Raw genomic sequence first — 24,512 nt, 5'->3', positions numbered from 1 at the left:
CGGAGAAACGAACGGACCGCCGCCGGTCCGCCGGAGTACCGCCGGAGCGCTGGCGGCCAGTTCGTTTCGCTGTCTACCCGCCGCCGGTGCAGAGATAACGAACACCCAGTGTCCGGGCTATCGGACAGCAGAGCCGTCCGATAGTCCTCCCTGGGCGTCACGTTATGCCGCCCGGCGGCGTCCCGTTCGCGTCCCGTGACGGCCTTCCGCGATAGGCCACGGCCGGGGGCTGGCTGGTTGCGGCCGGCGGCGTCAGGAGCCGAGACAAAGAGGCTCCGTTTATCCAGTTGCCCCGCGTCGCTCTCCTCATGGTAGTGGCCGCAGCACGCCGTCAAGGGCCGCGTCGCTTGCGTGGCTGCCGTCCGCGCGCATCAAGGCTTTCCCCCTTGACCGCGCGCTTTGCCGGCCGCCCGCATGAGAGCGTCTCGCGGGGCAACCGTGAGAGGTCGAACTTATCAGCCCTCATTACTAATCATCGTATGGAAATCGAAGTCTGTGCGCAGTGGGACCGCATGAGTATGGCGGAGGCCGCGGCCCAGCTCGGCGGAAAATTCGATGCCGGGTATGGCATCGAGTCCGGCAATGTTGGCTACTTGCATGAGCCGTACTACGGCGAGCCGTACGCGACGAAGGCGCTTGTTCCGGAAGCCTTCCGGTACGGCCGAGCGCGGATCGCCGCCAGCTCGTTGCAAAAACGGCTACCGGATGCACTCCACATCGTGGAGACGCGCGAGCGACTTGATGCGTTCAGCGCGCCCGATGAATCGGCCATCGAGCGCGTGCGAAAGCACTACCGCGACTTTGTGGCGTTGTGCGCCCGCAAAGAGGACGAGACCGGCATACCGTGTCTCATTATCGCGAGCCAGTAGCTTGCCTCTCACCCGACGCTAAAGCGTCGGGTGAGCCATGTTCGCTGCAAAGCCCGCCGCGGCGATCCGCTTCCCGAATTATACATTGGACTTCCTGCCGCCGCGGCTGGCTCTTGTGGTATTCGTGGAGACGTTCTCGGAGACGCGACAGATGGCCTTCGACGCGGAAAAATTCCTCAACACCCCAAGGTTCGCTCTCGATCAGCTCGGGGTCCTTTCCAACGTTGCTGACTTTCTGACCTTTTCAGAGGACAATATCGCTCACCAGAAAGCGGTCGCTCTGCAAGGAGTGGAAAAAGACGTTGCAGACGCTGGCCTTGAGAAGCCTGAAGTCTTTTCGTATCGCGAACACCTCTTGCATAACATCGACTTTCGTTTCGATGTCGCGCTCCCAATGAGAGTGCGCTACGCGGCTCTAACAGCCTTCACGTCGACCATTGAATGGTCGATGACCGTCCTGAAGCCCTCATTTCATGTCACACAGCCGCCCAAGCGCACTGCGCTTGCGATTCACCTGCTCACCGTTTTCGCTGAACGTTGCGACTTGCCGTTGACGCATCAAATTAGATACTTGGAATTTCTCATTTGGGTACGCAACAGCATCATGCACAATGCCGGCGCTCTCAAAGGTTACAAGCACGAGCCAGATATCCGCGCGAGTATTTCCGCTTATCAGCCGAATTTCACAATCTCAAACTGGCACTACATCGGTGATACGGTAGAAATCAAGCGCGGCGCGCTTGAGCCGCTTATCGAGTCGTGGAGCGAGATCATTCGCGAGCTGTACACAGTTGCCACGAAAAGGAAGCTTCTGCTTTTCTAATTGTCCCTGCCGCCGCGGCGGTCTATTCCTCTCGGGGAAATGCTTCCCGCATTCGAGTAATCATCCACTCCGCAAAAATCTTATCGCCCTCGGGCCCGGGATGCGCCGCCGCAAATTCTTCTGTCAGCCTCCGGAACGTCGCCTTAAATCCCGGGCGATCCTTTAGCTCCTCGCACGTCTTGCTGTAAAATAGAGCGACCTGACGCTCCGAGTCCGACGCATTCCAGTCGATCTCTTTGTACCAGTCCGGCTCCTTGGGTTGCTCGTTCGCTCCCTTGAAACTCTCCATACGGTCGTTGACCGAACAATATCACGTCGACCAACCGCGCTAACCAGTTGTCCCCACGCCTTGAGGAAGGGGGACCCTTGCCCACATGGCGGCCTACGCATAGAAGTTGATACCGTTGGTCGGTACCCGTTCCAAGGGGTAGTATGCAGCCATGAGCCGCCTGACTGATTCTCTAGCCCCCGAACTGGCGACCCTCGTTGAGCATGGGGCCGTGCCGGAAGAAATTGCCGCCGCCGTCCGGAAATCGTCGGGCGCCCGCTTCTACAAGTGCGCTCTTCAGGTCAACCCCTTCGCGTACCTGGCGCGTCATGCCAAACAAACCCCGTTCAAGACCGAGGAGGACTACAACGCGGCAATAGTGGCGGTCTGCCTCAAGGAAGGAATCGAGGTCGTCGCCATAACCGATCATTTTCGCGTTGCAGCATCGCAAGGTCTTGCCGCATCGCTTTCTATTGCGGGCATCGACGTGCTCGTGGGATTCGAGGCCGCTTCGAGTGAGGGCGTGCACCTCCTGTGCCTGTTTCCGGGGACTACTTCGAAGGAGGAATTGGAGCGCGTGATAGGTGCGTGCGGCGTCACCAATCTGGCCGCCGAGTCCCCGCAGTCCGATAAAACCTGCGAACAGTTGCTCAAGATTATTCCAGGATACGGAGGCATCACGATTGCGGCGCATGCCTGCAGCCCGAGCGGCCTCCTGACGACGTTGAGGGGCCAGTCGCGGGCGCGCGTATGGCGATCCCCTGATTTGCTCGCAATCGCATTGCCCGGCGCGCGTAGCGCTACTCCAGAGAACTGTCGCAACATAATCGCCAACAAGGATCCCGCTCACGCGCGGCCTCGCGCAGTCGCAGTAGTGAACGCGAATGATGTCAGCGAGCCAAAGACGCTCGCTGACCCCAGTTCCACTACGTGGATAAAAATGACGAAGCCTTCCGTTGAAGGGCTCCGGCAGGCGTTTCTTGATTGGGAATCCCGCATTCGCCTCAACAGCGATCCTACGCCGAAGGCGCACACCGAGTTGATTGCCGTCTCCTGGGCCGGGGGGTTACTGGACGGACAGTCGCTTCGCCTCAACGAGTGTCTGAATGTGCTGGTCGGCGGTCGCGGCGCTGGCAAGTCCACGTTGATCGAAAGTCTCAGATACGCGTTCGAGCTGCCGCCTAAAGGGGACGAGGCAAAGCGGACGCACGAGGGCATGATCAAGAGCGTGCTGGGATCGGGTGCCGCAGTCCGGGTTTTAATCCGCTCCCCACTTCCCTCCCCGCAATACTATTTGATTGAGCGCATCTTCGGCAGCCGAGCCCGAATTCGGAACCAAGCCGGAGAACTCTTGCAAGACGTCAGCGCGCAATCTGTGTTCGGGAATATCGAGGTGTATGGGCAGCATGAGATTTCAGAGCTGACCCGATACCCGGAAAAGCTCGCACAGCTTCTCCGTCGCTTTACCGAACCCGCAGCGAGCGGCGCTGTCGCGAAAGCCCAGCTCAAGGAACAGCTTGAGAGGTCCCGATCTGCGATTGATACCGAGATCGCGGAGATCGAACGCATCGAGCAGGCCCTCGCCGCGCTGCCGAGCTTGAAGGAACATCTCAAACGATTTGCGGCAGCAGGTCTCGACGAGAAGCTGAAGGACAAGACGCTCATAGACGAAGAGAAGCGCCTCTTTGAACAGGCGTCTGAAATCGTGGAGGAGGCCGAGTCGCTCGCCGACGATGTGCTTGCCGCGGCTGAAACCGACGGCGCGCTCGTGGGCGATGACGCGAAAAAGCTTCCGAACGGCGCGATCCTCTCAAAACTGAATGCGGTTCAAACGAAACTGCTTCAGAAAATAAAAGCCGCGGGCAAAAGCATCGAGGCTGCCGCTGCCGAAGCATCGGCATCGGTTACGAAAATCGCTGCAGAATGGGCGCCCAAGCAGAAGGCCGCTGAGGAGGCGTATCAACAGACACTCAAGAAATTGAAGGCCGAGGGGCACGATGCGGCGAAGTTCGTCTCATACAAGGATCAGGTCGATCGCTTGAAGCCCAAAGAGACCGAGCTGAAGGCGCGAAAGAAAACCCTCGGGCAGCACCAGTCGACCCGACGCGACCTGCTTGCGAAGTGGGATGGCGCGAAAGCGGAGGACTTCCGGGAACTGCAGAGGGCCGCGCAAAGAGTATCGAAGCGGTTGAAGGACCGCGTTCGTGTAACAGTCCGGCGCAGTCCTTCTCTTCAGCAGTTGGAGGCCGTGGTCCGAAAGCATGTTTCTGGAAATATCAATCAGGCGCTGGAGCGCTTGCGGATGCTGGATGACCTAAGCTTGACGGATTTCGGTGCTGCCATCATCGAGGGGGCACCTTCGCTCATCAAGAAGTATGGCTTCAGCCAGGTCTCTGCAGAGAAGATCGCGCAGGGCGGAACGTCTCTCGCACTTGAAGTGGAAGAGTGCGAGATTGTTCCTGAGGCTGTCTTGGAGTTGAATGTCGGAAGTGAAAAGGCGCAGACGTGGAAGGAACTCGACCAGCTCTCAACCGGACAGAAAGCAACGGCCGTCCTTCTCTTGCTCTTGCTAGAGTCTGACGCTCCGCTCATTGTCGATCAACCGGAAGACGATCTCGACAACCGTTTCATTGTGGAGGTCATTGTGCCGACAATGCGGGAGGAGAAGCGCAAGCGCCAGTTCGTATTTTCATCGCATAACGCGAATATTCCCGTCCTTGGCGACGCGGAGCAGATCGTTGGTCTTACGCCGGTTGTCGAGGCCGGCATCGAGCACGCGACGATTCCGGACGAGCTGTGCGGCTCGATCGATACTCCCGCGGTGAAGGACCTCATAAAGGAACTGCTCGAAGGTGGTCAGGAAGCTTTCGAGCTCCGCAGGGAGAAATACGGATTCTAGATTCTCGGCTCTGCCATCCCCACGGCGCCATGCCTAAGCGAGCGCGGTAGCGCAAATTCAACGACAAGTCCTTCCTTGGCGACCCGCTGATATCGATTGCTGATCGTGCGCCAGGGTCGTCGATCATTGAGCCTCCAATTGTTCAAGAATAGGTTTAGAATTAGCGCTCGCAACAGTCCGTGGGTCACCGAGGTATTTCTTGTAGTTCGCTAGACCCTCGATCGCCTTATATTGCAAGGCCTGACCAAGGTATGCGCGAAACTTCCCACCGCTCACCTCGGCCGCGAAAGAGTCACGGATCGTCCCTCCGCTAGCGGTCCTCCAAGCCAGATGCTCTCTTGCTTAGAAGGACTCGTTAGAAAGAGGCAGCCGGCCGACTGCAAGCGATCTAGATTAGCGGTTCAACGAAGAGATTGGGCGCGCGCATTCGATCAACTCGTTAAGGAATCTTGGGTCGTGGCACCGATCTGTGAGATATTGGGTGTATGACGTCTGCTCCCCGCCACTCGGGTAACGCCTGATGACCACTTTCCACTCCGTTCTGTCCGCGGACCTTGTAGGATAGAGATAGCAGCGGTGGTACATCACCAAGTCTAGCGTGGATGTCTTGAGGACATTCGCTTTCGCGACCCGTCCCTCCGTGGGCAACAATTGGCTTCTTTGCAGAATTTCGTCCCGATATTCGTTCGCGCCATCAACCCGTCCAAAGCGCGATCGATAAACGGACTCATAGGTGTGCTCAATCGCCAACTTCAGGGCGTCGTCTTCGTATAGGTCTGGCCACCTGCGCTGCCACACTGAAATCGTGGCGGCGTTCTCGCGCTCGAAGTCCGCCAATTGATGCAGATTCTGAGCCCAAATCTTTTGAGCCATATAGCGCGCCGGGGGGAGAAATTGCACAGTCTGCAACTGAAAGAATGTACGCACTGCCAGTGATTTGCGCAAGGCGAGACCGCGCACGACGATGCAAGCGTCTGCGGCTCTCGTGACAGTAATATCCTGCGAGCGTTCAAGCGCGGCAATGATCTCAGCCAGGATGCGGCGCCGGGGGCCGTCGGCCAGTCCGAGCTTTGTTGCAAGTTGATCGAAGCGAATCGGCTCTCCGCCCTGTAGCTCTTCTAAGATGCTGGCCGTCAAAGGCTCCAGAGAGCCTGGCGCAAAGATGCGAATGTCAAGCTCTGCGCTAATAACGCGATCGACCAGCGTCAGAAATCTAAGCTGGTTCACGCCGGGCACACCAGCTAGGCGGCTGAATATGTCCCGGTGGTCAGGTGGGCCGAGTTTTTTCACAGCGATAGAGCCGGGAGCACACAGTGCTGGAGAGGGCCACCGGGGCCGAAGAGAGCCGCTAATCCTGCCATGTGTGGATACTTCTCATCAGTCTTGGCAACACTCTCCAAGAGCTCTGTCAGATTGCCGACCAAGTGTAGCCGTTCGCTTGCGCGTGAAAAGGCGACGTTCATTCGGCGCGGGTCGATCACAAAGTCGCTACTTGTCGGGAATTTTAGCGAAACGAAGGACACGATGACCGAATGCGCTTGCCTTCCTTGGCACCCGTCGATCGTCTGCACATCCGCAGCTTGGGAAACAGCATATCTTAGCTTCGACACTTGCGCAGCATACGGCGAGACAATCAGTAGATTTTCGGATGTATTGCGGATGCTGCCAACAAGCCGCGCGATCGCATCGATCTCCGCGTCGTTGTAGCGGCTTGTGCCATCCTGTTTCCAATGAGTGTCTTGAGAATGCGATGTATCGTGCCAAAATACGCGGTCATCCCTTTCGCGCTTTGCTAGTTCCCATATCTGGTCGCTATAGAACAGGCGTCGAACAAGCTCCGCGACAGACGGATGCATGCGATGCTGGCGCGAAAGTATCGTGACGAGTGATGGATTACGGCGGCCAATGGCCTCGAAGGGCGTTTCCGCCGTTGCAATCGCCTGCCGGAGAACTGTTGCGTGCGCGCGGGACTTTCCGGCGTCGCTTCCCTCGATCGTTTCTAGAAAGGGCGGCAATTGCCGCGAGTCGCCGCTCATGACGATTTTGGGCGAGGTTCCGTCACCGCGGGCGCGGATGAGTTTGGTCAAAACCTTGAACAGCTTTACCAGCCGCAGTTGGCTGGCCTCCTCGAAGATCACCAGGTCGCAGTGCACGTCCGGCAGCCGATCCAGGGCGTCGACACTGGTCACGATGATCGGGGCCGCGAAGCACGCGTATGGATCGAGCCGCGGCACGCCTGGCGTTAGGCCGCAAACGTCGTCAGGTTGGTCCTTGAGCTGCTGAAGCGCCTTCAGGCGCTGCCGCACCATCTCTTGCACGAGAGTTCGTTCGCGGGAGGTAAGCCCACGCCTCTTACCGAGTACGCGAGTTCGCCATTTTTCGTGCGATGGGATAAGCGCTGGCCCGTCAGTATCAGGGGATTCGGCCGTTTCAATGGCGCGCAATTCTCGCTGAACTCGGTCGATCGTTTCCTGAAGGCCAGACTCCGCAGACTTACTTTGGATTTCGTGGAGCAGTGCGGATACGATCCGTTTGTAGTGCTCCTGCGACCAGTTGTAGAGTTCTTTATCGAGACCTTTATCGTCACGGCCTCTTCGAGGAACAAATCGGTAGGGAACGTGCCGACCGCCTGAACGCTCACGCAATACGCGGACAAAATTGTCGAGCGCATAGTGGGTAGAGGCCACGACGACGATGCGTGCTGGCGGAAAGCTAGAGGTGCCCGCGCATTCGTCGAGGAACCGGATGGAAAGGTCGGCGACAAGTGCAGTCTTTCCGGTACCCGCTGCACCCGTAACCAACGAGCAGTTGAACGGCGATTGGCCCCTGAACACGTGGTCGTACAAAACGTCGATCGGATGTCGGGTGACTCGTGCGAATTCGCCTTGGAGATAGTGCCATGCAGGGAGGGCCGGTGTTGGAAAGCTGAGTTGTCGGCGGGGTGGGAGAACCTCCGATCCGACCAGGGGCGCCAGGACATTCCAAGCGAGTGTCGGCGCCGGCGAAGACTCCGCAGGTGTGAAATAGGAGGCTTTCAGGATGCGAAGTGGAGCGGCATCTGCTCCGAGGACCGCGTCCATTCCCTCATCCGTGAAGCTGATGCTTCCATCTGGAGCGATTTCGTCGGCCTCGTTCTCGCCCACGACCGTTAGGTAAGCTTTACTACCCTGGTATTCGATGGACTCGGATATACATTGAAATTCCCTGCCATCGTCAGCGAATCCCCGGACGTTCAGTTGCAGACGGCCTTCACGATCGCCATATCCCGAGCTGGCTAGGTGGTTGAGGAGCTGCTTACCCTGACTGATGACCAGGAGAGATTGACCTGAGCCGAACCCACTTTCTTCCTGCAGCTGAAAGGGAAAACTCGTGCCTGCCAGTTTGTCCAGCTGCGTATACTGCCAATTAATCCAGCTTAATTCCCGATCAAGAATGGCCGGTAGCTCCGCTCGGACTACGTGCTCCCGCGCGCGACGAAGCCACTCTTCCATCCACTTTCGGTATCGGTCGTAGTCCACGCCGAAAACTTGCTCGGCCACATTTCGTGCGTCGTCCTTTGACCCAACCCGAACAAACATCAAGGCGTTGTCGAGTATTCCCTCGGCGGGCACGCCCATCTGATGATCGCGCTGCCGGGCGCTCGACCACCGCCGCATGTCATATCGCGCAAGGCGATGCGCGGTCGGCAGGGAGTTACCCCGAAGAATAAGACCAATCTGGGAATCCTCGCCGGCAGCGAAATAGACATGAGGCTGCCCCAGGGCGCGGTCAAAGAGCAAACGAACGGGTACGCATTCAGAGAGAGCGTCGGATGCCCGGATGATATCCGCGTTCACGCAATCGCGGATGAATTGTCCATCGAGTTCGCCCACGAAGAAGGGATCGCGGCAGATTTCCGCGGCAAACAGTCTGTCAATTTCGCACGTGAGGTCTTGAGCGCGAGGCAGAGCATTTTCCAGCCAACCTGCCAACTCATAAACGACGTTGTCGTTCCAGGCCGCCCGGAATAGCGCGCTTGCCATCACTTCGGAGAGTATTACCGAGCCGTAGTAGATTTGCCGGATTGCCTTGCCGAGCGAAGGACCTCGAACCCAGTCTGCTGCGAGGAGCCCTTCCGCAGCAGGATCATCCAGTCCGATGACGGCAAGGTCCGCAATAGAAATTACTGGAGATCGGCCGGGCTTGACGAAATATAGGTGTTGGAACGCCGGATCATCTGCCCGGAAATCTTCAAGGAAGGCGCCCACGCGGCTCCATTCGGCTGCTGCCTGCACGAGGGAACGGATGAGTGTGATGCGATCGTGATGGTGTGGGTTGTGCGTCGACAGATAAACATGCAGCGGAATCGCGTCGCCGAGAGATTGGCTCAGGCCATAGGCTTGCGCGGTGTGAGAGAATCTTAGTTCCGAGCTGCGCCAGAAGACCGACTGCGCCCCGTCCTTAAGGAGATGAACTTTTGTGAGCGCAAGCTTGAAGTCGTCGGGATTGTCGATTTCTAGAAGCACTGTGTCGGCAGGAATATCAGCGCGTTGATGCGGTCTTTTTGTCTGGAAATCACGTCTGGCCGAACGTCCAGCAGCTGCTATGTATTCCTGCACCTGAAGCCGTTGCCGAGTGTCGTTCGCCCGATCGGCCGCGCTATTGATCGCGGAGCGTAGTTCCTGTCGCGCCGTTGTTCGGTCAAAGATCGTACGGTCGAGATTGAGCTGGTCGGACGTGAACGGGCCTTTTTGGCCTTCGTGAAAGGGCGCAATCAAGCCTATAATGCTCTTGATAAGAGCATCGGTTCTGCCCGTTTTCTCGAAGAACTGAAGCAACCCTGGCGTATCAGTTTCCAGGAACTTGAGTTCGGAGAGGATTTCCTGCTTGCTGTGAGGCAGGTGAAGGAAGGGCTCGCATGTGAATTTTGAGTTTCGGGCGACGCCGATCGTTAGCATTCGTTCCTGCAGATGGGAATATGCGTCCAGCCGCTCTATCGCGCTGATGCACCCGGACGCTTGGCAGTCATGTGTAGGGTTGTACACCAGACGGAAGTCCATCTCGGCGCCCCCGCAACGCGCGAGACGCCCGTCGCAAAGGAGGGCGAAGCCTTCGAGAACCGATTCGACAAGCTTAGTGTCACGAAGCAGGCATTCGTCGGCATTGCGGTGCTTGACCTGAACGACGCGCAGGTTGGTAATCCGCTGCGAAGGCTTGTCGATGCTCCATGCGAGATAGTCGTCGACATCTTCACAGCGGTATGCATCGTAGGTACCGTCGAGAATCCTCGGCATGAGGCGGAGCGAATACAGCCATTGGTAATAGAAGCCCCTAATGGCAATCAGCCCCCCCACCTCGCGAGGACCTTGGGGGGTATGGTCCATTGAAGCTTCTAGGGCTAGGATCGATGGCGGCATAATTCCCCCGCGGGTACGTGAAATAAGGAATCTCGCACAGATTGTTCGGCATCCTTCCTAACGTCAACCCGGTTGTGATGAACGTCTTGCCCAACCGGGTAACGAACCGGATGGTTGTCGCGGCACTCGACTTGCGTATAGGTGTGCACATGTGCCCACGGATGAGCAATTCGATCCGGGGGCACGCAAGGATGGGACTGTTTCGCAATTTATCTCTAGAAAACCATTACCTTATAGCATAGTTCGATTCCGCCCTCGGCACCACGAGCCCTCCCCGCCGTGCTTATGGCACTTCCGCTACCGATACGGCGGCAAGGAGAACATGCTCGCCCTAGCTACTTGCCCGAGATGTCGCTGCTGGCGGATGCGACGGCAACGACCCAACACGCTACCCCTGATCTCAATCGACGCCGACAACCCCGCACACGTTAACGTCGGCGATAACCTACTGTAACCTGGGCGCAACCATTACTGGCCCGCAAGCCGACCTCAACCTCGGCATCAAGACGTTCCTCAACGGAACGCTCACCAGCAATGTCGTGATCGATACGTCTGCGGTCTCCACCGACACCATCGACTACATCGTCACCGACCAAAGCGGCCTCACACCAACGAACACCCGGATGTCATCATCCAGGCGGCCACCACTTCTCCATCGGCTCAGTGAACAGCGTAAACTTCATTCAGTCCGTCACGCTGAACCCAGCGTCCATTCTCAAACGAAATATGACCACGCCGCCGTCTCTCATCTGTGACACCGCCCTTCCAAATCAATTCTCTTCCCGAAACGTCTTCGGACATATCGATGCTTGAGATGGTGTACGCTGACCTCGTTGCGTCCGCGGCCTCTACCAATACGTAGCTGACCGCTCTTAGGCGTAGCCAGCGATCCGCGAACTTGGGCCATATCGCTATGTTATCCGCGAACCCGCGCATTCGCATTGCGGGATACACTGTGGCTGCAGCTTCGTCACATCGCGGTCCGTCGGGTACGTCGGTCGGGAGAGGCCCGGCATCATCGAAGAGAAGCTCATTGATAGCGATTGGCAGTTTGTACCGTTCCTCCTGACCCTCTTCGACGTCTTCAGTGAACGCCTCTGAAAGCTGACGCCTCAGTTGAGCATTAAACTTCGTCTCGTTCGCGATCGGGTTCGTCAACCGCCCTCGTTGGCCGTCTATCGCTCCGCCGATCCGCCTAACCGAATCCGCGTGATATCCAAGATTGTGCATCCACAGCGGCTCAATGAATTCCCAGGTTGAGACGGCGATACATTGACCGGGCCGCGCGTGAATTTCGTAGTAAACTGCAGGCGCTGCTCTGCTACTGTAAAACATCGGCTGCCCAATCCTGTTGAGCCGGCCGAGCTTCGTGACCTTATCGGCCGGAGGATAGGAAATGCGATCAATGGTGTGGGGACGCTCGTCGCACACAACACCGCGGAATAACAAATTGTCCCGCGTCGGATAGTTGATCGCGACGCGATAGCCACCCAGCCTCTCGCGAAGCTGTCGCTTGAGCGTATCGATGTCTCTCCTCAGAATCTGTTCGCGCCAAAATATCTTTTTCATCGCTCTTAGATAATCGCTGAATCGGCCGCCCGTCAGCGGTCCCGTGGCGCGAGACGTTCGGCCAGCATCACGCGCCCGTCCTTGTAACTGAACCGATCAATCTCGTTGCTCAGTCCAATGACCACCAATCTCCGTTTCACCATCCAACGGCAATAGACATTCAGCAATGACCTCAACGCTGGCATCGGCCTCTCCATCAATCCGTACACCAGCCGCGCAAAACCGGCCACACCGCCAAGGACCAAGACAATACTCCAGACGCGATAGTTTTGAAGACTCCCCGTCGCCATGTTGAACGCGCCCAGACATCCAAGCGCCATAAGAATTGTAGCCGCCACCACCTCCGACGTTTTCGCCCGACCGTTAATAGACTTTACTATTCCTTCTAGCTGGGTCTCGATCAGCGCCCGAGCCTGCGCGTCGCGCTCTCGCAGGCTGTTCACCTGACCGCTCAGACTAGCGAGTTGCTTGGCTGCGCGTTCCCTCTCCTCCTGCGCCGCCATCCGTTCGGCGATCATCTCCGCTTCATGCTTTTCCCTGAGTTCCTCCGCCGTTGCCGCCCGCATAACTTCGAGCAAATGCTCCGCGTTCTCTGAGGTGACTACATCCTCGTTGTTCAACGTTTCATCAGCCAACTTCTGGACGCTGCGCGCGTCCTGCATAAGGAGATTGAACTGCTCCAACCGCTCAGGAGTAATGCGCGCCAATTGCGCGGCCAATGCGTGACGCACTTCCGGTCGGACCTGAAGAACCCGGTCACACGTCGCGATCAGATGCCCGCGCGGAATCGTCTCGTCAGCGCCGAGACCGGTTCGGAGCCATGCCGTTGTCGCCAAGTCTCGTGCATGAATAACCGGCCCTTCCTGGGTCTGATAAATCATGCGGCCTTCAAGACAGTATTTCCGGGACTGCCGCACGAAGATTGAATTACGGGTCACCATGACAAACCGGGTCTTGAACACATCGCCGCTCTGTTTACCCTCCCTGAGCCTCATCACGAGGGCCAAACATGTCGCGTCATGTTCCCGCGCCGGTCCGGGGTTACCCCACGTAACCGACGCAAAAAAGTCCTCCTCCTGCTCGGCCGTAAAGTACCGATGCGAGGCTGGAAAAGTATCGAGAGAAATCTGTCGTACCGTAATGCCCGCATTTTCCAGCGCCCGTTCCGGATTGTTTGCGACAGCAGTCACGAAATCCTGCCCGACCTCCCGCTTGATCATCGCGTTATGCGTATAACCACGCCGTTGCTCTGGCGGCAGCCCCAACATGCTCCGCAAGTTGCGCTGCATCTCAATACAGCTCGCCGGGAACACAATGAACGTCGCGCCGATCTTCTTTAGAGCGCTGATGATTGTCGCGATGTCGTCCTTTAGCGCTTTTCCGGAACAACCCAAATAATCGAGCGCGATCGGTGCATCCAAAACAATCGTTAGATCGGTCTTGCCTTCTGTATGAGTCGGCTTGAGGAAATCCTCAACCACCTCAGCCAACAGCCCGATTGACGATAGCCTAATGAGATGCGGCACGAATTCGGGCCGTCTCTTCATAAGATATTGCACAAATCGCGCGCACATATACCGATCGTTAGGATCTAGTGGCTGACCCCCTTCCTCCAAATGCGAGACCAACTCTCGTGCTTCGGCACCGGGCTCCATCTCGCCTAGTTGCGGCGCGAACGCGCCCTCACCCGATACGTCCATCATCACGAGAAATCGAATGAGAATATCCTTTAATTCCTCTCGGTTTTTTTTGTACGCAAGCAGATCAGTCACCCGTGGCGGAAACTTTTCGAACTCGTCGATGATCTGCTCGAATACCGTCACGATCGCTGGCGGCGCGTTATCGGTCGGATCGTCGTACCGCACTAGCCAAACGACACCTTGTCCGGTCTTGGCCTGTTTTTGCAGGATTCCCTTCCGCTCCAGCCTGGGGACGAATGTCGCGGCGATGTCTCCGGTAAACCTCCAGCGATAGAGCCGCCGGACACCTGCGGCGAATACGTGTGGATCAAACACCTTCCCGTTCATCAAAGACAGGATCGGCTCGAAAAATGGGATCAGAGCATCCAGAACGTCGGTGTCATTACCCCTCAACTCTGCCAACGCTGCGTACACTCGCAGGGCACGGCGTGTGACATTGCTCATAACTACTCTCCAACCAACCACGACATTCGCAGCCGAACGCGCATCGATGCAGGCGTTAAGTGTGTGCGGCCGCGTTCGGGCCTCACCCGCAACCCCTGATTCTATCGCGAGGCACATACTACCCGATTCTCGCCCCATAGAATCGCGAAGGTTCTGGTTCTGTTCTGAAGTAGCCCCAGCCCGGCGGGACCGTTCCCTCGTCCGTCCATCTAGGCGACTATTGGCGCCTCGGTTCGGCTAGCCCGTCCCGCAAAATATTCTTGGCGGGGCGTCCGACGATCACGTTGGAATTAGAACCGAACCGGCCCTCACTTGGGACCAAAAATGATGTGAGTAGAGGTGTGAGTACAGCTTAGCCCGTCCGAAAGATGCCCTTCATTTGCAGGCTTTCTTGGGGTTGTTCGATTCCGGCCAGGGCACCATTTGGGCGTTCGCCAGCGTCCGTTTCACCCTCAAAATCAAGCTTAAGCCGCCGTTTGCCCTTCGCCGGCGTCCGCCCCGTTCTGTTGGTATCCGCCCCTCTGCTGGTATCCTTGATGGGAGTGCGCGGGGGTCATGGTATCGCGAGCTTTGGGTGGAATCGAACCTATGCCGGCCAAATCCGCCCCCTATTTCCGGCACCTGAAGCCGGCAGCGAAAGACTACAAGCGCTCAAATGAAGGCGGGCTCTTCATGCTCGTCACCGCGACCGGATCGTAGCTTTGGCGCTTCGCCTATCGCTACGACGGCAAGCAGAACCGCTCGCCAACTAACCTCCATAGGCTTCCTTCGCTGACAAGCGTAGGTCAGTCGAACGCCGGCGGAAGCCCCAACTCGGGGATCCTGTCGCGCTGCGGATCCTGGAAGTCGAACAGCATGCGGCCAGGGATCCTGCCAATCTCGAGATTTTCGATGAGGAACGCGCGAACACCGAAGTGGCCCTTGAAGTCCTGCCGCACCTTATCCCAGTCCGAGAAGGCGCAGAACTTCTCCTTGGGAATCGTGCAGGGTTGGGTCGGTGGATTCTTCTGCGAGAAGCCGAGGGGATGCCAATCGCGGTAGAGGCCGCCGACGAGCTCCTTGGCGGCGTAGTGCCCGCAGAAGAAGGTCTGCGCCAGCTCGCAATAATGCGGGTAGAACGGCTTGAAGTTGTCGATACGGTAGGTCTGAATGCCGGTGTCGCCGAACTCCTTGAGCTCCGCGTCGTGAAGCTTGCCGGGCTTGAGAAAGCGATCCTCCGGCGCAACCCCGGCCTCGACATTGCTGACGACCTGCAACAGACCCCGCGCATTGGCCGGATAGAGATCGATCTGCAGGGGAAAGATCACGACTGATACACGGTATCCGGCGACATAGCCGATGCCGAACAGGTCGAGCGCTTCCTTGACCGTATGACCCTTCAACTCCTCGTAGTCGGCGACGAAGGAGTACTTCTGCCGGGGCGGACCGAGCTGGGTCAGCGCGTCGATGCCGAGGGCGGCATCGGAGGGGCTGCGCGAGATCATGCGGATGACATAGCGCACACGTCTGTTGCTGGCGAGATCGTCGATCGCTTCATTGACCGACTTCCTGCGAATCGGATCCTGCGACACGTAGAACAGCGCCAGCGACGGACCGGCCGCGGAGAACAGGATGCCACCAACCAGGCAAAGGAAGAACGCCGCCTTGAAGAACGAGGTGACCTCTTCCGGTTTTGACCTGAGCGCGATGCAGGCGAACACCGTGGTGATGAGCAGCAGGATCAGTCCGACCGCCAGCAGCGCTGCGGTCGAGGATGAGGCGAGCACGAAGCTCAGCACCTGAACGAAACCATCGATAGCCTTGTCCATATCATCTCCCTCCGTCGTGAAGCCGTAGAGCTTCCAGAACCCGGTCATGACTACCAGCTCAGTCCTTGTCGGCGGTGCAGCGTCCGCCCGAGAAGCCAGCGAAGGCGGCACAGGTCTTGAAATTGAGCGAGAGCTTGTACAGGTCCGTTCGCTTGGCCGTCTCCTCGTTGCGCCCGTTCTGGTAGGAGAAGGCGAGCGCGACGTTCGGGTTGATGTCATACTTGATCGTGCTGTCGAGCCAGCTGCCGCTCTGCCCGGAATAGACCTCGCGCCACCAGTGATAGGTGACGGCGCCGCTCAGACCGGCGAGCGGCTCGGCCCAGGCCGGCAGCGTTGTGCCGAAATCCGCAACGCGGAACAGAAACGTCGCTTCGGGGCCGATGCGCAGCGAGCGGCCGAGACCGGAGAAGCCGATCGGTACGACACCGCCCTGGCGCTCGTCATATTGCACCTTGAGGTCGGGGCGGAAATTGGTGGTCACGAAGGTGCCCGGAATCTGCCGGTTCACGCGCAGATACATCGGCATCCATTCGAGCTTAGCCTGCCCAGTGGTCCGGTTCAGGATCCCGTCGCGGGTCTCGAGCCAGCTGCCGCGGATATAGTCGGCGCCACCGATCGGGTTGATGAATCCGACCTCGGCGCTGCCGCCGACGGTGATCGCATCCCGGCTGTCGTCGCTTGCCGCGGCGGAATGCGCTTCCTTATCGACCTTCACATAGGACGCCAGGCTGGCACCGATGAAGCGCGAGTAGTCTTCGTTGAGATAGCTGTAGGCGAGACCGACCAGTCCATTGACCTGCCAGATCGTGTCGGCGGCCGTGTTGTTGCGCGCCCAGGACAATTCCGCACCCGTCGCCTTCTCATTGGACTGCGGCTTGCCGAACATGTCCACATCGGCGAAGTCCTTGCGCACGAACCAGATGAAGTCGCTGACCGGCTGGAGCTCGGGCGCCGTCTTCACCGCCAGCGCTGCGGCTGCGGCCGACGCCCGCTGCGGGTGCGGCGTGGCGGCGACGGGCCACTGCTGCCCGCAGCCTTGTTTCAGGCGCTTGTGCCCATAGTCGCGCGCGATCGCCGTCCAGTCCGGCTCGGCCGCGGGGGCGGTCTTGTAGCACGCGAAGATGTCGTCAGCAGCTGCCGTCTCGGCTGCGGCCTGCGCCGCAAGGATGCCGCCCGCGACGGCGACGGTGAGATTGGCGAGGCTCATGCGCTTCATCGGTACCTCCCTTCATGTGGTGGACTGGATCCCGCCGGTGCCCGCCTCAGTTTCCGGCGGCGCGGACCTTCTGGTAGATCAGCGTCACGATGTCCTTCACCAGTTCGCAGCCGGCGAACTCACTCGGCGTGTAGCTGGCGCGGCGCCACCCCCGCAGATGCCGGCCGATGTCGTAGATGTCATAGGCATCCAGGCCGAGATCGCCGGCGAGCGAGGTGGCCTCGGTCGCCGAGGGCCACTGGCGATGGAAATAGTCGAGGACGTATTGCTCCACTCTGTCGCGCGTCGTCGTCATGGCTTGCTCCGGGATTGAGGAATTGAGGCCGCGCGCAGGCCGATGAAACCTGCAGGACGCGGCCTGCAGGTTTCATCCGCCGCTCGCCGCATCACTTGCCAAACAGAGGACCGACGGACGGAAGAATGACCGCCGTGACCGTTCCCTTTGCGCCGTCCGGAGACGGATTGCCGAAGCCGAGGTTTGCAGGCGACGGGAAATTGCCTGGCGATCCTCCGCCCGTGCCCTTGCACCAGCCATTGGCCGGCGCGCCCTTGCCGCCGGGGCCCGGATTGCCCGGGCTGCCGCCCCGACCGGGGAGCCCGGCCCTCCCGCCGACATTGTTGATCCGCGAATAGCTCAGGACTTCGTAGGCAGGTCTGGTCGTGACGAAGACGAGATCGGCGCCTTGTCCCCCAGCGCCGGCGTCACCGCCGCGCCCTCCGGGACCGGCAGCGCCTCCCGTCCCGCCGGGGCCGCCACCCTCCTTGCAGTCGAACAGGCTCGTGGCCCCTTCCTTGCCGTTTCCGGCCCGGCCGCCGTTGCCGCCTTTCCCCCCGGTCCCACCATCGCCGCCGTCAATGCCGCGGAAGAGAAGGACGAGGTTGAGAAGACCAGCCGGGATCGGCCCTTTCGGATCGGAGAGCTCTCCGGCGACCAGATAGACGTCGGGCAGTTGCCGGGTCTGTCCGGCAACGGCAGGCCCGCCAGGGCCGCCGGGGTAACCGGGATTGCCGGTCCGGTTGGTCTCGCCGGGATTGTCGGCGCCATTGGGACCTGCAGGGCCGTCACTGCCGACGGCGGCCACGGCCTGCGGATCGCGCTGGATGATGCTGTAAGTGTCCGGGTTGGCGAACTTGATGCGTTGCGCGGCCACCACGATGTAGGGATAGTTCAATCCCGTCAGCGTCAGCTTTGCCCCCGCCGCGAAGGAAATCTCGTCTGCCTTGATGATCTGCTGCGCGAATTTCTCCTCACCGCTGATCGGAATCAGCGTCTGCGTCAGCGGAGCCGCCTTGATCGCGGCCGCGATGTCGGGCGGCAGTGAGCCTGTCGGAATCTGCTGTTGCGCCAGAGCGACGCTGGGCAACAGCATGGCGGAGCAGGCCATCAGTCGAAGACTCTTCATCTACAATCTCCTCAGGTCATCATGATTGTTTGAATCAGCGGCCCGCTTTCGAGACGCCGCGCCTGGACGGCGAGCTGCCATCCAGGTCGCCGAACAGCGCCTAGCGAGATCCCGGAATCGGGAAACGGACGTTTCCCTCGGCGCTGTTGCGGGTCACGTTGCCGCCGAGCGAGACATCGCGGTTGACGTTGAGCCGCGGCTCGTTGGTGGAAGGATCACGGCTGATGTTCGGATAGTTGGTCGGAGGCGGGACTGGAGCGTGGAAGTTCTGCAACCGCTCGCTGTCGGTTTGTTGATGCGGCTGATAGGTCGGCGCCAGGTCCTTGAGGTTCTGACCGGAGGCCTGGGACATCAGCAAGGGCGAGATGATCAAGCCCATCACGATACGGATATTGGATCTGCGCATTGAATCCTCCTGTTGTCTCGTTTGCACGGGAGGAACTATGCCGAGGTGGTGTGAGACGATCGTCAGGACATCGCAAGTGCATCGTCAAAAATGCATTGGAACGACGCCATCTGCACTCACGCACTTGCGCTTATGGCGTGCGTCGGCACGGCACGCTGCGCAAGAGGCATCGGATGCGGGCTGGGAGTCGAGGCGCGCGCCTGTGCTGGCTCACTGTCTGCCAGCATGCTGCAATTGCGCGGCGGCGAACCAGGGAGTCGGGCTCAGCGCAAGTTTGGGCTGCGCGGATAGGTCCGCGGCGGCAGGCCGGGGTGGCCGCTCGCACGCAGGATGAAACCGCCGATACGGGCCTTGTCACACGGCGAAGCGGCGACCGCATCCTGCTTGATCGGCTCGAGCACGGCGGCGCCCGGCGGCGGGACGTCGGAGCTCGCCACGGGACCGTCGGTCACCGCAAGCGACGCAAGCACCGGGCCTGGTTGCAGCGATGCGAGATAATCTGCGAGCCTACGTACGAGTTGCGGCGCTGCCACGCTGGTGCCGCGCATCGCCACCACCGAACCGCTCCGGGTACCGGCCGCGAGCACGCCCCAATGCGCGGGCCCCTGGTCGGCGATGGCAGCACAATCGGGCTCCGCGCGCCCCGGCGTCGGACCGCTCGCCGTATAATCCGTCGGCTGGCCCGCGGCATCGACGGCGCCGACCACGAGCGCGCCCGCGCCGGTCGCGAGCGCCGACAGTGTGTCCTCGCGAGTCATGGGGCAGCCGCTGCTGTCCGGATCGCTGTAGCTGCCATCCAGCGCCGCACGCTGATAGCCCCCTGCATGATCGAAATAGGACTGGCGTCCATGCTGCACATAGCCCAGCGGGATATCGTCGCGCTGGATGTAGAGATGTGCGGTCAGCGGCGCCTCCGATCCGTTGGTGACGGAAAGCCGCCAGCGTCCGGCCGGCGCTGGATGCCTCACGCTCCAGCGCGCGGTGGTCGGATTGACCGACAGATGAAAGCGGACGCGATCGGGCTGGCCGGCCACCTTGGCCAGGTGGCCATTGATGGCGGCGATCGGCTTGCCGTCATCCTCAAGCACCTGCACATCGCCATCACCGAATCCATCGATCATGCGCGGCACGCCGCCGGGCGGCGTCAGGCTGACGCCGACACGCGGCCATTGCTGCGCGATCGCTTCGCCGTCGAGCCAGATCTCGAGATGATTGGACGTACCGTCATCCGGCAGCATGATCCAGTCGATCTGATCAGAGGCGCCGGGCTGCACAGCCATCCGGCCCGTAGTTCGCTCGCGATAGCTGTTGCCGGCCGGCAGCACCAGATAGGTCGGGCCGCCGCGTTGGTTGCGGCGCTCGATCATCCGCGACAGAGCCTGCTCGATCTCGTGGCTGCCGTTCTTGGGGCCGGCCGCGATGCCATAGCTGAAATTGATGACGAGCGGCAGCTTCGGGCTGATCCGGTCGGCCCACAGCATGATCTGACGCGCCCCCTGCAGCACGTAGCTCGCCATGGTGACGCCGGTCGTATCGCCGGACACCGGCGACGGCAGCTGCACCGCCAACAGAGGCCGCTTGCTGGCGATATCGTCCGCGGCCGGATCGTAGCCGCCGGAGAGATCGAGGATGTGTGTGCCGTGCGAGACGCGTTGCGCCAGCGGCTTGTGCTGATCATTGCCGAAATTGGTCATGCCGAACGCGCGATAGATGTCGGCCTCGCTCGCATTCGCCGCAAACAGCACGTCGAGCTCATCGCCGGTGAGCCGCTGCCCGGCGGCGACGCCGAAATCCTTGGTCCGGCGCTCGACATCCTGCAACCAGATCGCTCGGATGCGCGATCTGCCGCTCCTGCTGCGAAAACGGCGGTTGGCAAAGGCGATGCCGTCATCGATGACGCCGATCGCGACCTGCCGCGTCAAATCCGTCAACGGCTTGCCGAGATCGGTCGGCGCGGCGATGACAGAGTCGAAGCGCAGGCCTGGAATCGGCGGGCCGATATGGATCGCCGTGAAGAGACCGTTGGCGGCAGTGCGATTGGCGATGTCTTCGGGCCGGTAGATGAAGAACTGCACATCGCGCGGATCGTCCGGCGGCGGAACGCGACCGATGCGGATGTCGTCGATCAGCTTCGTCAGCAGATCGAATTCGTCGGCCGACATGCGGATGGTCAGCGCGTCAGCAGGCTCGTCCGGCTCGTGGCCGGCGGCCACGATGGCGGCCAACTGGCCGAGATGGGCCACATAGCTGCCGTTGGCCTCCGGCAGCAGTTGGATCTGCGCGCTGCACCAGTCCAGCCTCTTGCCGAGCGGCCTGTTGCGCAACTCCCAGTCCAGATAGGGATTGGCTCGTTCGGCCCGATCTCCTCGCCAGTCTCTCATGCGCCTGTCCTTTCGTGTCAGCCGACGATCAGGCGGCACTCGGCGAGCGCCTGCGTCCAGAGATGCTGCAAGATCGGCGAGACTGGAACGGTCGATGGCGTGCCGGCCTCGATGATCGCGCCGCCCCCACCCTGCTCACTGGCGACGTTCGCAGCGGCCGATCGCCTGTAGGACATCGCCAGCACATCGTCGTAGCGGAAATCGTCGTTGAACCCCCGCCCGTCGAACTTGCGCATCGTGACCTGGCCGCAGCCGGAGCAGCGCGCAATGAACAGCTCCGCCAAGGTCCAGCCCAGCACCATACCGGCCACGCTGTCGACCGGAAAGTGCACGCCGGCGACCGTCCGGTTGATGGCAATGCGCTCGGCGTGGCGCATCAGCTGCACGAACACTGGATCGGTCGCATCGACATCATCCCGCCCGGTCCTCGCCTTGCGCATGAGGGCATTGATCACGAAGGCCGCGGCAAAGGATTCCGTGGCATGGCCGCTCGGCAGCGAGCCATGCCCCGGCGTCTGGATCATCGGCTGTATCTGCGGTGAGTATTCGATTGGGCGCCGGCAGGTGAGCGCATGCTTGACCCGCATTTCGATCGTGGTCGTCACCTGCAGGATCAGCGCCAGCAGCTCGGCGGTGTGCGGGCTGCGGCTCGGATTCCAGTATCCGACCAGGCCCAAGAAGCTGGTGAAATCGTGCAGCTCGGCGAGGATCTCGCTGCTGCGTTCCATCCGCAGCGCGGCATAGTTGAACACCCAAGCCGCTTGTCTGGCGAAGTCCGCGGCATTGGGACGGATCATGTGCACGATCGGCGTGAACGTCTCATCGCTGCGGCCACGGTACTGAAGCGAGATCGAGGTCTCGCCTTCGTCATAGACAAGGCCCGACAACAGCTCGCCCGCGAAGATGCGCAGTCGCACGTCGCGCGACCAGCGATCGAGCGCCTCCGGCCCGGCAGTATAGTGATCAGGCGTGTGTGACGGCTGGTTCCAGTAGCCGACGACGCCCTCCCGGCTGGTAATCAGCGCGCGTGCGCGCGATGAGGCGCGGGCACGGCGGCCCTCGCCGCTCTCACCGCTTTCGCCGCTTTCACCACTTTCGCCGCTTTCTCCGCTCTCACCGCTTAGCCATGCCATCTGCCGCCTCCCTGCCTGGCCCGGCGGACTTGCTCCGCCCGTTACCACTGAATGGTCGTTTTGACGGCACGCGCGGTCAAGCCGCCCGCCTTCGAAATGACGGCGTTTCACGGATTTTTCACGTTGACAGCAAGGGTGTTGGAGACTTCACTACTCAATCATTGGTTTCCGTATTTTCACGACTGATTACATCATGGTTGTGGGCGACGAATGTGAGCTCCGATCCAAAATTGCTGATCAAGCTTCTTGGTCCGTTTCGCGTGGTCAAGGCTTCTGGCGAGGATTGCACGCCCAGGGGACGCAAGGCTTGCGCCCTCATTGCGATGTTGGCGCTGGCGCGTGAGCACAAGCGATCGCGGGTCTGGATCCAGGACAGGCTCTGGGGTAGCCGCGGCAAGGAGCAAGGCGCGGCCAGCCTTCGCCAAAGCCTGACCGAAATCCGCAAGGCGCTGGGCGACTGCCGCTCCCTGCTGTGCGCTGACAGCTTCGTCATTTCGCTCGATCCAAAGCTATTTGAGACCGACATCGCCCGTTACACTACCACGTCACCGCAGCAGGAGATGGCGCCTCCCCAAGGTGAGCTTCTTGAAGGCTTTGACATTGCAGAGGAGGAGTTCGAGGATTGGCTGCGCGAGGAGCGTGCGCGATTCCAGACGCACGTCGCGCCGGCGCCTGAACTCCGCCACGCCGCCAATCTCGCGACCGACCTCGCAGCGCACCTGCAGCCCGCCGAGGAGCGGCCCTCGCGAAACCGAATCGTCCTGATCCCCGGCTGCCGGACAGGCCCGTCAGATGCTGCGGTCGTGACGGATAGCCTCGTCGATTCCATCGCCAAGACGATCAAGGAACTGGGCGTAGCCACGATCCAAGATCGTCGCGACATGAGCGCGTCGGCCGCCTGGCCGGCGGACACTTTGCCTGGAGATGGCTCGATTTGTGACGATGGCTCCTCGGCCGGCACGCTCTCCCTGCGTTCTGATGTGTTCGGATCTGACACGAGCAAGATCGTTCGGCTCGCGCTGTTGCAGCGCCCTGCCAACACGCTGGCATGGTCGTCGACATTGCAGATCAACGGCGAGGGTACGCTCGACCTGAACGACACCAATGTGATGAGAACCATCAACCTGGTGGTCAACTTCGCCGTCGATCAACTCGCTCATATCAAGGATGGCGCTCCGAGGTCTGCCTCTCATCTATGCTATGCTGGTATCCTGCGCCTGTTTCGACTTGGCAGAGCCAACTTCGAGTCCGCCGACAAGCTGTTCGCGGCTGCTTTCGCGGCCGAGCCACGCGGTATCTATCTCGCGTGGCGCGCCTATTTGCGCACCTTCATGCTCGCCGAGCGCCAGTTCAACTGCCGCCAGACGCTTGAGGCGGAGGCTTTCGATCTGATGTACCGGGCGCTGGAGCTCGAACCCTACAACTCCTATGTCGCTGGCCTGAGCGCGCATGTCCATTCCATGATGCGACGCTCGTACGTTGCCGCCTATGAGCTGGCCGAGCGAGCCATTCAACTGAACCACGCCAACCCGATCGCCTGGGCCTGCCTGGGAATCGCAAAGAGCTATCTCGGCAAACCAGAGGACGGCTTCCAGCACACATTGCTTGCCCGTACGATCGCTGGTGCGGCGCCTTTCCGTTTTCAGCTCGATGCCCTGAGCTGCATTGCGGGAACTATGGCGGGAGAACTGGACAAGGCCGTCCATCTTGCAGAAGCCAGCCATGCTCTTGCTCCGACCTTTGCTCCCCCCTTGCGATATTTGTCGGCTCTCTATGCGCATAATGGGCACCGTGAGCTTTCTTTCGAGATGGTTCGCAAGCTACAGACAACGGAACCAGACTTCTCATATGACAAGCTGAGGGATAAGGCCTATCCCGCGGCTGGCCTCCATCGGACATCAATCATCAACTCGCTGCCAGCCCAACAGTTCTAGCGGCGTCACGCTTCATCCGAGAGGTTGTGGAGCGGCAGACGCGATCGCTTACGGTCGCAACGCAGTCCACGCGCACGACTGATGACGCGGGCGAAGGCCACGAAAGAAAAACCCAAGGACGCCTCATCCGACGAGCCGCTTCAGAATAGCTCGAACGATCGTCTCTGCGTCAGAGCAACAAGGGTTCTGGACTGCACCCCTTAAGTGAGACACGATAATTTCTGTGACAGGCATTTCGAGGATGACCTGTGGCAGCAAGAGGG

15 protein-coding genes are annotated in these 24,512 nt (G+C 60.1%); 4 read left to right on the top strand and 11 right to left on the bottom strand.

Features of this window, described 5'->3' with window-relative positions; all coding sequences use genetic code 11:
- Positions 1-479: 479 nt before the first annotated feature.
- From QW881_RS04375 to QW881_RS04365, 3 genes are all read left to right on the top strand, one after another.
- Positions 480-869, top strand: a complete 390-nt coding sequence (locus QW881_RS04375) for a hypothetical protein (protein ID WP_316158310.1) — start codon at positions 480-482, stop codon at positions 867-869.
- 37 nt (positions 870-906) lie between these two features.
- The gene (locus tag QW881_RS04370) at positions 907-1,692 is read left to right on the top strand and encodes a hypothetical protein (RefSeq protein WP_316158309.1); all 786 of its coding nucleotides are present in this window, start codon (positions 907-909) and stop codon (positions 1,690-1,692) included.
- A gap of 440 nt (positions 1,693-2,132) precedes the next feature.
- Positions 2,133-4,859 (top strand): TrlF family AAA-like ATPase, encoded by a 2,727-nt coding sequence (locus tag QW881_RS04365; protein WP_316158308.1) that lies wholly within the window; start codon positions 2,133-2,135, stop codon positions 4,857-4,859.
- Positions 4,860-5,252: 393 nt separating this feature from the next.
- Here the strand turns inward: QW881_RS04365 and QW881_RS04360 are convergent, their stop codons facing one another.
- From QW881_RS04360 to QW881_RS04310, 11 genes are all read right to left on the bottom strand, one after another.
- Positions 5,253-6,086 (bottom strand): hypothetical protein, encoded by an 834-nt coding sequence (locus QW881_RS04360; RefSeq protein WP_316158307.1) that lies wholly within the window; start codon positions 6,084-6,086, stop codon positions 5,253-5,255.
- A 59-nt stretch (positions 6,087-6,145) separates the two neighbouring features.
- Positions 6,146-10,222, bottom strand: a complete 4,077-nt coding sequence (locus tag QW881_RS04355) for a DEAD/DEAH box helicase (protein ID WP_316158306.1) — start codon at positions 10,220-10,222, stop codon at positions 6,146-6,148.
- 693 nt (positions 10,223-10,915) lie between these two features.
- Positions 10,916-11,824 carry a hypothetical protein gene (locus tag QW881_RS04350; RefSeq protein WP_316158305.1) on the bottom strand — a complete coding sequence of 303 codons (909 nt, stop codon included), beginning with the start codon at positions 11,822-11,824 and terminating at the stop codon, positions 10,916-10,918.
- A gap of 32 nt (positions 11,825-11,856) precedes the next feature.
- Complete coding sequence (locus QW881_RS04345) at positions 11,857-13,968, bottom strand: hypothetical protein (protein ID WP_316158304.1); 2,112 nt, start codon at positions 13,966-13,968, stop codon at positions 11,857-11,859.
- Between the two features lie 785 nt (positions 13,969-14,753).
- Positions 14,754-15,824, bottom strand: coding sequence for a hypothetical protein (locus tag QW881_RS04340; RefSeq protein WP_315755834.1), 1,071 nt, complete (start codon positions 15,822-15,824; stop codon positions 14,754-14,756).
- A 10-nt stretch (positions 15,825-15,834) separates the two neighbouring features.
- The gene (locus tag QW881_RS04335; protein ID WP_315755833.1) at positions 15,835-16,992 is read right to left on the bottom strand and encodes a hypothetical protein; all 1,158 of its coding nucleotides are present in this window, start codon (positions 16,990-16,992) and stop codon (positions 15,835-15,837) included.
- A 46-nt stretch (positions 16,993-17,038) separates the two neighbouring features.
- Positions 17,039-17,287, bottom strand: a complete 249-nt coding sequence (locus QW881_RS04330; RefSeq protein ID WP_315716235.1) for a hypothetical protein — start codon at positions 17,285-17,287, stop codon at positions 17,039-17,041.
- A gap of 91 nt (positions 17,288-17,378) precedes the next feature.
- Complete coding sequence (locus QW881_RS04325) at positions 17,379-18,395, bottom strand: hypothetical protein (protein ID WP_315755832.1); 1,017 nt, start codon at positions 18,393-18,395, stop codon at positions 17,379-17,381.
- 100 nt (positions 18,396-18,495) lie between these two features.
- Entirely contained in the window at positions 18,496-18,801 is a 306-nt protein-coding gene (locus QW881_RS04320; RefSeq protein WP_315755831.1) for a hypothetical protein, read from the bottom strand.
- A 263-nt stretch (positions 18,802-19,064) separates the two neighbouring features.
- Positions 19,065-21,182 carry a S8 family serine peptidase gene (locus QW881_RS04315; RefSeq protein ID WP_315755830.1) on the bottom strand — a complete coding sequence of 706 codons (2,118 nt, stop codon included), beginning with the start codon at positions 21,180-21,182 and terminating at the stop codon, positions 19,065-19,067.
- 17 nt (positions 21,183-21,199) lie between these two features.
- Positions 21,200-22,315, bottom strand: a complete 1,116-nt coding sequence (locus QW881_RS04310) for a phosphatase PAP2 family protein (RefSeq protein ID WP_315755829.1) — start codon at positions 22,313-22,315, stop codon at positions 21,200-21,202.
- A gap of 230 nt (positions 22,316-22,545) precedes the next feature.
- On the opposite strand from QW881_RS04310, the gene QW881_RS04305 reads away from it, so the two are divergent.
- Positions 22,546-24,249, top strand: a complete 1,704-nt coding sequence (locus QW881_RS04305) for a hypothetical protein (RefSeq protein ID WP_315755828.1) — start codon at positions 22,546-22,548, stop codon at positions 24,247-24,249.
- Positions 24,250-24,512: the final 263 nt, after the last annotated feature.

This window comes from Bradyrhizobium sp. SZCCHNS3016, from assembly GCF_032484535.1.
Classification (GTDB): Bacteria; Pseudomonadota; Alphaproteobacteria; order Rhizobiales; family Xanthobacteraceae; genus Bradyrhizobium.
Note: the sequence above shows the minus strand (reverse complement) of the source record. Positions and strands in the feature narration are given on the sequence as shown.